The 11,030-nt window shown below is 68.1% G+C and carries 9 protein-coding genes and 1 pseudogene; 3 read left to right on the top strand and 7 right to left on the bottom strand.

Going from position 1 to position 11,030, the window contains the following annotated elements; translation table 11 throughout:
- Positions 1-268 precede the first annotated feature (268 nt).
- From J7I98_RS39540 to J7I98_RS39525, 4 genes are all read right to left on the bottom strand, one after another.
- Entirely contained in the window at positions 269-1,000 is a 732-nt protein-coding gene (locus J7I98_RS39540) for a hypothetical protein (RefSeq protein WP_214929891.1), read from the bottom strand.
- Positions 1,001-1,531: 531 nt separating this feature from the next.
- Positions 1,532-1,804: an SH3 domain-containing protein gene (locus J7I98_RS39535; RefSeq protein WP_214929890.1), complete on the bottom strand. Its 273-nt coding sequence runs from the start codon at positions 1,802-1,804 to the stop codon at positions 1,532-1,534.
- Between the two features lie 443 nt (positions 1,805-2,247).
- A complete protein-coding gene (locus J7I98_RS39530; RefSeq protein ID WP_214929893.1) occupies positions 2,248-2,670 on the bottom strand; it encodes a DUF3995 domain-containing protein in 423 nt (140 codons plus the stop codon).
- Between the two features lie 180 nt (positions 2,671-2,850).
- The gene (locus J7I98_RS39525) at positions 2,851-3,267 is read right to left on the bottom strand and encodes a VOC family protein (protein WP_214929889.1); all 417 of its coding nucleotides are present in this window, start codon (positions 3,265-3,267) and stop codon (positions 2,851-2,853) included.
- 408 nt (positions 3,268-3,675) lie between these two features.
- Between J7I98_RS39525 and J7I98_RS39520 the strand changes: the two genes are divergently transcribed.
- Positions 3,676-5,139, top strand: a complete 1,464-nt coding sequence (locus J7I98_RS39520; protein WP_251021878.1) for an MFS transporter — start codon at positions 3,676-3,678, stop codon at positions 5,137-5,139.
- Positions 5,140-5,201: 62 nt separating this feature from the next.
- Here the strand turns inward: J7I98_RS39520 and J7I98_RS39515 are convergent, their stop codons facing one another.
- Positions 5,202-6,188, bottom strand: a complete 987-nt coding sequence (locus J7I98_RS39515) for a LuxR family transcriptional regulator (protein ID WP_214929888.1) — start codon at positions 6,186-6,188, stop codon at positions 5,202-5,204.
- Between the two features lie 121 nt (positions 6,189-6,309).
- Positions 6,310-8,001 carry a hypothetical protein gene (locus tag J7I98_RS39510; protein WP_214929887.1) on the bottom strand — a complete coding sequence of 564 codons (1,692 nt, stop codon included), beginning with the start codon at positions 7,999-8,001 and terminating at the stop codon, positions 6,310-6,312.
- Between the two features lie 257 nt (positions 8,002-8,258).
- Here J7I98_RS39510 and J7I98_RS39505 point away from each other — a divergent pair, with 257 nt between their 5' ends.
- Positions 8,259-9,671 carry an aminopeptidase P family protein gene (locus J7I98_RS39505; RefSeq protein ID WP_214929886.1) on the top strand — a complete coding sequence of 471 codons (1,413 nt, stop codon included), beginning with the start codon at positions 8,259-8,261 and terminating at the stop codon, positions 9,669-9,671.
- Positions 9,672-9,896: 225 nt separating this feature from the next.
- On the opposite strand, the pseudogene J7I98_RS39500 reads toward J7I98_RS39505, so the two are convergent.
- Positions 9,897-10,316: pseudogene (locus J7I98_RS39500) on the bottom strand (RNA polymerase subunit sigma-24); the annotation flags it as partial.
- A 354-nt stretch (positions 10,317-10,670) separates the two neighbouring features.
- On the opposite strand from J7I98_RS39500, the gene J7I98_RS39495 reads away from it, so the two are divergent.
- Positions 10,671-11,030: hypothetical protein (locus J7I98_RS39495; RefSeq protein WP_214929885.1), on the top strand; the 360-nt coding region annotated here is incomplete at its 3' end.

Below are 11,030 nucleotides of genomic sequence, written 5' to 3'. Positions count from 1 at the left end.
CACCCGGCCGCAGGCTGACACCAGGACCTGAGTGGGGGCGATCACGCTGATCAGCGTGATCGCCCCACTGCCGTTTGGCTATGTTCAGCGGTCGAGTTCGAAGGCATCAGGAGTCTTGTCAGGGCAGTACCGGGATGCTCCTGGTGGAGGGACTTGGCCACGGCACAGATGTCGACGGTCAGGCTGTACGTGGGATCCGCCGTGATCGCCCATGGCGGGTGCGAGCTTGTCCGGGTGCTCTGAGACGACCGCGAGTCGGCGGACGGCCTCAGCTGCGGACGAGGTCGGCCAGGTCCTTGTGGCCCACTCCCGGTGCGCTCAGCGCCAGCCAGCCGTGGCCGCGTATCTGGGTGTCGGCGCCGATCCGGCTGGGATCCACTGACAGCTGGCGGCAAGCAGTGGTGGCGTCCGCTGTGCCCTCGTTGGGCGCCGCATCGTCGTACTCTGCATCGAAGTGCTCGTCGTCGACGCGCAGTTCTTCCCACGGCAGTGGCTCGCCGACCCACTCGGGATCGTCCTCGCGCGTATACCGGCGCCGGATGCGTCCCTGCTCGGCGACCACCCAGACGTTCGATCCACCCGCGTCGTCCTCGAAGAACATCTGGGCTTCGCCGCACTGGGCGCTCAACCGTTCCACCGCGCTCATCCACTCGTCCCAGTCGACGCCGACCGCGCTCTCCAGGTTCCCGATGATCAGCCGCCAGCCGTCGAGTTCCGGCGTGACGAACACCGGAACCGCTCCTGGCCTGTACGGCAACCGCACCACGTCCGCCCCTTCGCTGAGCGTCACGGGGAACCGGTCGTGCAGGTTCAAAGCCGTGAACAGACCCTCGTAGCGCTCGCCCGGCACCGCGTACCACCAACTGTCCGAGAGAACCGGGGAGGGCTTCTCGTAGCAGGACTTGAGAAGAGCCCGGCGTGCCAGCAGCATCCTGTCGCGCTCGCCCAGACGGTCGGTGAACCCGGATTCCAGCAGGGCATCAAACCTGTTCTCGATCATGATCAGGAGCATAGGGCGAGCCGCTGACAACGTAACCCGACACCTGCACTTGCCCATCGGACGCACGTACAGCCGTGCCGACGGCCCGCAACTACGTGACTCCTCCCCCTCGTGAGGCGGGTGAACGAGGGGGCTTCTCACTCGGCTCTAAAGAGCCCCATGACGGCCAAGCCCTGAACGCTGCCGAAGCAGATTCGCAGCGGACGACGCCGCTTCGCGCCTCCGAACATCAGGATGCATTCCCGCCCGGCCTCAAGGCCGGGGCTCCCACGCAAGATCAGGGATGGCCAAGCCTCAACCAACAGGCCGCTACGTTCACGCGGCCACCCCGTTCAGTCCAGCCTTCCGCCGCATCGCACCGAATGGCGCAGTTGTCGGGCAGCGGAGCCCTTCGCACGTCGACCGGGCGGGTTGCATCATCCGGGATCTCTGTCACCGCACTGTTGATGACCGCGTTCCCGAAACCGTCGCTCCGCCGAGAGCCACACCCACACAGAAACATCCGGCCGCCAAGGTGGAGACCGCGCTCCCTCAGCCCACGGGCTGCGCGGGCTCCACATCCTTGGAAAGGGGAACCTGTCCGGTGTTGTCGACGTGCCGGGCCGCGACCCAGACGGCCTTGTCCCGCAGCAGGTACCAGATGCCGTTGCCGTCAATGACCTGGGCATGGACCTTGCTCTTCAGGCCGATCTCGGCGCCGTGGCTGAGTGTTCCGGTGATGGCAGAATCCGTGCTCGGGTACTTGCGCAGGTTGACGCCGATGCTACTGACGACAGTCCCGAAAGGCTGCTGCGGGCTGGGCATCTCTTCCTCCAGGTCATGGCCGGTGCTGCTGTGATCGCCCCGCCCGGCACTCGGGCGTGCTGAGCGCAGACTAGGTCGTCGGAACGTAGAAAAGCTGGAGGCCGGCGGGGTGCGTTGCCGCTCAGGCGAGGATGCGTCCGGATGTCCCAGACGATGCTCGTGATCACCCGGAACTGCTCACTCCAGGGTCCGCGAGTCCGTTAGCACGAGCTCCTGCGGAAGCGCCGGAATCCGGGCTTTGTGAGCACTGACCGTGTCGATGGGGTGTGAGCAATCCGGCCCCGGCGGTCGGCGAGGACGGCTACTTTCCGTGGTGCCACCCGGCTTCGTCCAGGGCTGGTGGTCGGGTTCAGGTTGACGTCTACGACGCGCAGGACGTCGAGTGCCTCTGCGAGGGAACTCACGTCCGTGTGGGGTGGGGGCAAGGGGCGTGGAGCCAGGCCTCATTCCCTGACAGGCGACAGGTCGCGAGCGCGCCCGGTCGCGGCCGGCCCGACGGTCACGGCGAGGAGGCCGAGCCCGATGCACAGCGGTGGATACAGGGCGGAGTTCCACGTCTGGAACTCGCTGGTGGCGCCCGAGTTCATGAAGTAACCGCCCAGGCCGCGCAGGAACATGACGCCCGCCAGGACGTAGATGCCGAGCCGGCGCAACCACTCTGGGTCGATCCCGGGAATGTTCTCGTTGATCATGAGAGTGAGTACGGAGCCGCCGATGAGCGCCGCGCCCACCAGCGCGGTGGGTACATCAGGCGGCATCTGGCCGCTGTCCTCGCCGACGAGGTCTGGGGGTGAATAGGCGGCCGCTGCGGCTCCACCGAAGAGCCGAAGGCCTCCTGCACGCCTTGCCGCGGGCGGTAAACGCAGCCCGGCATCGACGCCGGCGGTCGGGTCCGCTGCTGGTCTCCAGCCAGGTGACCAGTTCGAAGTCGACGGGGTAGCCGGACAAGGAGCTTGTGAGGTACGCGGGTTCAGTGACGGCCCGCTGGTGGGCGAGCGCCGCGACGGCGGCGCCGGTGTAGGCGAGGAAAGAGCGGCGCTGCCCGTTCAGGTCCGCTGCTCGCTGATGTTGACCAGCCAGGTGATGCCGAAGCGGTCCGTGCACATACCGAAGACGTCGCCCCACATCTGCTTCTCCAGCGGAACCGAGACCGTGCCGTCGCCGGAGAGCTTGTTCCAGTAGCCGCGCAGTTCGTCAGCGTCCTCCCCGCTCACGCTCACTGCGATGTTGTTCCCGGGCTTGTACTCCATACCCGGCGGAGTGTCGGCACCCATGAGCGTGAAGCCGCTGTCGGTCTCGAGCATGCTGTGCATGATCTTGTCGGCGGCGTCTCCGGCCTCCTTCTCGCCGAAGTCACCGTATGTGTTCAGCGTAAGGGCGCCGCCGAAGACCCCCTTGTAGAACTCCATGGCTTGCCGGGCATCGCCGTTGAAGCTGATGTATGGGTTGAGTCGAGAAGGCATGAAATCTTCCTTTCATGACGAAGCGTCAGTTCTAGGAGATTAGGCGATGTGCTGCCGACTATCGGGGCGACTCCCCGGCCGTCAAACGGCGTCCTGTGCAACAAACGGCCGATGGCCGACCCACCCTGTCGCAATGGGGCCCGATTCTCATCTCACCCAGCAGCCGCAAAGTGAGACACCAGGATGCTCAGGCCGTGGGGCTCGGTTGTTCCGCCCTCGACGGGGCTGCGCGGCGGCCCAGCTTGGTTCAACGGGGGTGTCGTTGAGGCGGCTGGTGACCTCGGTCTTTAAGGTCTTGCTAGTGCTCTGCGTTTGAGGCGTTTCCCCCAGCAGTGTCGGGTGTCCCGCTCGGCCGGACATCCGAAGCCGACGTAAAGCGAACGTGCCAGGTCAACCAGGAGTGGTGCCTTGCGATCTAGGGAAGCCTCATCAGCGCCCGGCAGTCTTGGCTGGAATCGTGAGACCGCGACACTGGCGCTGCTGTCGTTCGCGATGCTGATCGTCTCGCTGGACCAGTACATCGTCGTGGTGGCGTTGCCTGACATCGCACGTGACCTGGGTTACTCCGCGCAAACGCTTCAATCGGTGATCAGCGCTTACGCGGTGGCCTCGGCCGGCTTCCTGCTGTTTGGCGGTCGCGCCGCGGACCTGCTCGGCAGGCGCCGGATCCTGGCGACCGGGCTTGCTCTCTATACCGGAGCGGCACTTGCGGGTGGGCTCGCTACCGGGACGGGGATGCTGCTGGCCGCACGCGCGTTTCAAGGACTTGGCGGAGCCTTGGTCTTCCCCACCACTCTGGCTCTCATCAACACCACGTTCTCGGAAGGTCAGGCGCGCAACCGCGCTTTGGGTATCTGGGGCGGTGCGGGCGCGGCCGGACTTGTGATCGGCGTGTTGCTCGGCGGACTGCTGACCCGGGCTTTCGGCTGGGAAGCGGTTTTCCTGGTCAATGTCGCCTTGGCGGGCCCGGCACTGGTGCTTGCGTTCGTGCTGATCCCGCCCGACGGTGAACGCGAGAAGGGCCGCAAGTTCGATCTACCTGGTGCGCTGAGCGTCACTCTGGGCGTCACCTTGATCGTCTTTGCTCTGGTTCAAGGACCCGGGCTGGGCTGGCTTTCACCAGGCATTCTGATCAGCGCGGTGGTCGGCCTGCTACTGATCGGGGCTTTCGCAGTCATCGAGCGGCGCAGCGTCGACCCGCTCATGCCCCCTCGGCTGCTGTCGAACCGAAACCTCATGACCGGCGTCGTCATCGCGTCCATGTTCATGGCGACCTTCGGCTCGGTGCTCTACTTCCTGTCGATCTACTTTCAGCAGATCCTCGGCTACGACCCGCTGCAAACAGGTGCCGGGTTCCTGATCCCAACAGCGGTCGTGCTGGCGGGCTCAACGACTGCCGGCCAGTTCGTAACGAGGTTCGGGCTCAGAGGCACGCTGGTGGCTGCTCTTGCTTTCGGGGCAGTCGGCGCCGTGTTGCTCGGCGTTGCGATCTCGCCGAACGGCTCGTACGTGGAACTGATCCCAGGACTCGTGGCGCTGAGCATCGGTGACGGCGTGGTGTTCACCACCATGTTCATCGCTGCTGCGACCGGGGTGGCAGACCGGGACCAGGGCATCGCCTCGGGGATCGCCTCCACTGGTTCCGGGGTCGGTGCCGCGGTCGGCCTCGCCCTTCTCGTCCTGGTGGCGACCGCGGATCTCGATGACCTCACCGGCGAACGTCTTCGGATCGCGACCGCAGACGGGATCAGCACCACGCTGTTCGTGGTGGCTGGCGGGATCGTCATCACACTTCTCGTCGCCGTGACCCGGTGCCCGACGCCACCAGCGCCGGCACCAACTCCCGTACCCCGCCAGTGGCGTCGCTGTTAACACAGCGGTTGGTGGATATGGACAACGCGTGATGCCCGCCGTGCCGGACGGGCGTAACCCGGTCACAACCATCCGCAGCGTTGCGCCTGCAGGGCCATCTGGAACCGGGTCGTGGCGCCCAGCCGGGCCATCAGGACCTCCACCCGGCGGAACAGTGTGCGACGGCTGACGCCGATCTCCCGGGCGATGACGTCGTCGCGCACACCGCCCGCGAGGAGCCGCAGCAGGCGGCGGTCGGCGGGCAGCAGACCGCCCGGCCGGGGAGCGGTGCGGCCGTGGATGGGCAGTGCGGTCTGCCATGACTGCTCGAACAGGGCCACGAGCGCGGAGAACAGCCCGCACGGCTGCACTATCAGCATGGTGTTGTGCACATCGGCCTCCTTGATCGACAACGACACGAGCGCGTACGCGTCGTCGATGATCACGAGCTTGACCGGTACTGACGGCAGGACCCGGGCCTGTTCACCGGCCTCGATGCACGGTTCGATGACTGCCTCCAGGTTTCCTGGGTGCTCCATCGACTCCTGCGAGTACACGACACGCTGCCTCACGCCGCGGGCGAGGGTGGCCAGCGCATCGTCGGTGGCGCCGGATATGGGGAAGTACGGAGGAGAGTCGAACTGCCGGATCTGTTCGCGGGCGCTGGCCCACGCCTGGCGCATCCTCGGGCCGATGGCGTCCCCGGTGACGACTTCGACAAGGTTGTCGTTGTACGCGGCGAGCCGCTGCCGCCGGAACGACTCGAACGCGCCGCCGACGGTGATGCGCGACTCGTCGAGCTCGGCCGCCCGGTGCCGGCCGAGGATCTCCAGGCCTGCTGCGGGCGGCAGCGGAGCCACCACATCCTGGCCATCGACGGCCGCGCTCGCCAGGCCGGCGGCGACCAGCTCGCCGTACGCCGCGGCGAGCTGGGCGCCGTCCAGCCCGGCAGCGGTCCCGATCGCGCTCAGCGGAGCGGGTGCCAGCTCCAGCAGGACCAGATAAACCCGGCCGGCCTCGTGATCGATCCCCAGAAGCCGAAGGGCCTCGCTGAGCTTCGTGTTCGCCATGCGCCGCATTATCAACGGTTCGCGTTCGGTCCGGACAGGCGGACAGGCAGACGGGTGGACAGGCGAAGGACGGGCGCATCGCGTCGCATCGTGCGGCGATGCGACGCGCCCGTCATGGTGACTAGAGCCGGTAGTCGATCGTGTTGTGGTGAAGGCAGTCGAGTGCGGTCGGGCCGACGTCGTAGCCGTCGGCGGCGCGCTGGTCCCAGTACTGTCGGAACGTGCCGGAGACGTGGTCGAGGAAGGTGGACCACAGCGGGCCGGCCGGGTTCTCAGAGCAGGTGTCGCCCGGCTCGTTCGTGCTGTCGGCCAGGTCGATCATGGCGCCCAGGACGCGGCCCTCCACCGTGTCCCCGTTGTCCCACTCCGGCGTGCCCCAGGTCGGGCCCTCCAGGTCGCGCGTCCTGCCGTCCGGCCACCGGAAGGTGGGGTCGTCGAGCACCGCGACCCCGAACCAGGTGGCCATCCCCTCGGTCCAGGCGCAGCCCTCGGAGCTCGCGCGGTGGATGTAGTGCGGGCTGCAGTTCGGCGCGGACGGGAAGGCGTCCTCGTACACGTCGTCCATGAGCGCGTGGCCGAACTCGTGGAGGACGAGAATGTTCGAGTCAGGGTCCTCCGCGGCGAGGTGGACGGCGTTGTCCCGCAGCGAGTAGTAGGTGCCGTCGGTGGAGTCGGGCGCCCAGTTGACGAGCCCGCGCCGGCAGGTGGCGTCCCTGGCGTCCCAGCAGGTGCCGGGCTTCCATGTCCACCCGGCGTTGATGGTGTCGAAGGCCTCGACGCCGCGCATCAGGGCGGCGTCGGCGGGCTGGAACGCACCGAAGTCGACCGTGGTGCCCGTGGCTGTCTCGGAGCGGATCCCGGTGGTGAATCGGTAGGCCTGCTTGGAACGGCCGTTGCGTATGACCCAGTTGGCGTTCTCGGTGGCGAACCGGACGTAGACGTCCTGCCCGCCGCCCGCCTCGTCGGTGTTGTCGAAGCACAGCAAGAACCGGCCATCGGCTCCGGTGAGCCCGGAGGCCAGCAGCTCGTGGGGGCCCTTTTCGTCGGCGTCGTACACGGTCACCTGGGCGTTCGCGGACACCCGGGCGGCCCCCGTGTGGTCGGTGTATCCCCATGTGCCGGTCGCGCACGCCGTGTCCGCGGCCACCGAGGCCACCATGGTCGGCGTGGTGCCGGCCGCGGGCCCGGCCGGGCGGTGCGGCAGACGGGCGTGGGCGCGGGACGCCCCGCCGGCCGTCGGCGCCGCCGCGTGGACGTCCCTTGGCGCGATGCCGAAGCTCGAGCGCTGCGCGCCGACGGTGAGGAAGACGCTGCCGCTGTCGGCGTCACCGACGGCGACCGAGGTGGCGACCGCGCGGATCGCGGCCGATCCGGCGGCGACGGCCTTGACCGTGCCGCTCAGCCGCCACGGCCGGGCCTTGCCGGTGCTGCCATGGCCTTCGGCGCGGTGCAGCCGCCCGCCGTGGGCGGGGACGGAGGAGGCGACGGTAGCGGACCGCAGACCCTCGGGTGTCTCCACCCACACCAGCCCGGCAGGCAGTTGGACGTCGACGCGCACGTCGGAACGCGCCGCCGTGCTGGCTATCTCTATGTCGAGCCGCGCCGTCGCGCCGACGGCCGGTGCCTCGGACAGTTGTAGGTCCACCTTCAAGCAACTGCCCCACTCGTCCGCCCCGTCGGCCGTCGTCGAGCCGAACGGGGTGCAGTGCGGCGACGCAATGGCGGGTGTCTGGGACACCGCGATTCCGGGCGTTACGAGCGCGAGCAACGCCCCTAATGCGGCGGCTCGTTGTGCGATATGACGGAAGCGCATCTGGCACGGTCCTTTCGATCCGGTGAACTCCGGCGGGAAGGAGCGCGTTTCTATCCGATCCGTGAGCGCGTGGCGGCCGATCCGCGCCAGTGGCAGTTTTCGGCAACCGGCGGGTGCGGCGCGGGTTACTGTCCGGGGGCCTCCGAAGAGCGGTGGCAGCGAGGGCACCGGGGCCGCACCGGACGGGAGCTCGCCCTGTCCGTACGCGTCTCTCCGTCCCTCACCCCTGAGGAACCCATCAGAAGAAGGTGCATGACGTGGCGAAGGGTCGAAAGAACGGCCTCTACCGAGGAATCTCCGAGGAGCTTTCCGCCCTGATGCGGACGGGCTGGGCGGACACCGAGCGGCGCGATCTGCAGCTCAGCGAACAGGCTCCGTACGCGGCCCGCCGCCGGGCCGCGCTCTCGGCACGCTTTCCCGGCGAGCGCCTGGTGATTCCCTCGGGGAACCTCAAGGTCCGTTCGAACGACGACAGTTACCCGTTCCGCCCGTACTCCGGCTATGTGCACATGACCGGGGATCAGGTCCGCGACGGCGCCCTTGTGCTGGAACCCCGCGCGGACGGCGGCCACGAGGCCTACTGCTACCAGCTGCCCCGGGAGAGCCGGGACAACGACGAGTTCTGGACGGGTTCCACGGCCGAGCTGTGGATGGGTCGTCGCCGCTCCCTCGCCGAGTCGGAACTCGTCCTCGGCCTGCCCTGCCGCGACGTCCGTACGGCCGCCGGTGACCTTGCCGCGGCCTCCGGGGCACCGACTCGGATCGTCCGCGGCCACGATCCCGCCCTGGAAGCCGTCCTCACTACTGATGAGGAGCGTGACGCCGGACTGGAAGAGGCCCTCAGCGATCTGCGCCTCGTCAAGGACGCGTGGGAGATAGCCGAGATCCGTAAGGCCGTGGACTCCACGGTGCGCGGATTCGCCGATGCCGTACGTGAGTTGCCGCAGGCTATCGTGTCGTCCGAGCGGTGGATCGAGGGCACCTTCTTCCGTCGGGCCCGGCTTGAGGGCAACGCCGTCGGCTACGGCACGATCTGCGCTGCGGGCGAGCACGCCACGATCATGCACTGGACGGACAACGACGGCCCGGTGCGCCCGGGCGAGCTGCTCCTGCTCGACGCCGGCGTGGAGACGCACTCCCTCTACACCGCCGACGTCACCCGCACACTCCCGATCAACGGGACTTTCACGCCACTGCAGCGCGAGATCTACGACGCGGTGTACGAGGCCCAGGAGGCCGGCATGGCCGCGGTCAAGCCCGGTGCCCACTACCGCGACTTCCACGAGGCGTCCCAGCGCTCCCTGGCGGCGAGGCTGGTCGCGTGGGGCTTCATCGACGGCCCTACCGACCGCGCGTACGAACTCGGCCTGCAGCGCCGCTTCACGATGGCGGGCACCGGCCACATGCTCGGCCTGGACGTCCACGACTGTGCGGAGGCACGGGCCGAGGAGTACATCGACGGCGTGCTGGAGCCCGGCATGGTGCTCACCGTCGAGCCCGGCCTGTACTTCCAGGCCGACGACCTGACGGTGCCCGAGGAATGGCGCGGCGTCGGCGTCCGGATCGAGGACGACCTGGTCGTCACCGACGGTGGCCACGAGAACCTCTCGGCGGGCCTGCCGCGCTCCGCGGACGACGTCGAGGCGTGGATGGGCGAGTTCGCGGGCTGAGCGGAAGTCGACGTGAGAGGTCCGGGTGTCGTCTGCGTATTCACTCAAGGGATGACAATCGCCGGGGGCTCGTAAGACGGAGCCCCTGCGGTGCATGGCAGACAGGGCCGCCGAGTGCGCCGGCCCGGGCACCACTACGCAGGCAGCGGCGTGGATTCGTACGACATCGCATTCCACGATCCGGAACCCGCTCTCGGGGCCGGCTGGCGTGATCCCGCGCAGGTCTCAGTGCGTGCCGACGTCGTGAGTGGTGCCGTCGGCGATGGCCTGGAGTTTGTCCGGGTTGGCGACATTGTGGATCGCGGTGATGCGGCCGTCGGCGTCGAAATCAAAAGTGACAGTCACGATCACACGGCCCAAACCGCTGAACACCATGCCCGGGCCGCCGTTGATCTCGACCCGTTCGGCGTTCATGTCGGCGGGTTCGACGCCCTGGCGGACCTTGCCGCCGCTGTCGGTCCACAGTGTGACGTCCGAGGACAGCAGCTCCATAAGGCTGTTGATGTCACCACCGGTCGCGGCGGCGAAGAACCGCTCGGTGACCTCGCGCTGCCGCGACCGGTCCGCGGTGAAGCGTGGCCGCCGGGCTCGCACATGCTCGCGAGCACGGTGCGCGGCCTGGCGCACCGCGGCCTCGGAACGCTCTGTGACTCCTCCCCCTCGTAAACGAGGGGGCTTCTCACTCGGCTCCAAAGAACCTCATGACGGCCAAGCCCTGACCGCTGCCGAAGCAGATTTGCAGCGTACTACGCCGCTTCGCGGCTCCGAACATCAGCATGCGTTTCCCGCCCGGCCTCAAGGCCGGGATTCCCACGCAAGATCGGCGATGGCCCTCGTGTGCGCCCCCGCTGCCCAGCGGCGATTCCGGAAGGAGGCGATGACGTGTGATCCGGCCAGGTCCGCGGGGGTCGCCGGGGGGCGTCGTAAGGTGCCCTCCGCGGACAGCTCGTCGTCCCGGATCAGCCGCAGGATCTCGCGCCGTCTGGGCTCGGCGATGACTTGTACCGCGTCCTGGAAGCGCTGAACACCGAAGACGGCCTCACCGGCTGGTGGACGGACGATGTCAACCGCAAGGACGAGGTCCTGTACGTCAACTTCCCCGGCGTCCCCAAGCCCTTCCAGCTCCGCCGCGACCAGGCCGACGAGAACCGGGTCGCCTGGAAGAACGTCGGCTCCAAGGCCGGCTTCGTCGCCCGCTTCCTCGGCAGGCGCCTCGCCTGCACATACGCGATCACCGAGTACGAGCCCGGCCGACGGATGGTGATGCGGACCAACGAGGGCCCCTTCCCCATGAAGACCGCCTACACCTGGGAGCGCACGGTCGTCACGATTTCGGGCCGCGTGGCACGACCATGTCGG

The organism is Streptomyces sp. ISL-98 (assembly GCF_018614055.1).
GTDB lineage: Bacteria > Actinomycetota > Actinomycetes > Streptomycetales > Streptomycetaceae > Streptomyces > Streptomyces spiramyceticus.
This window is presented reverse-complemented; position numbering and strand designations above follow the sequence as displayed.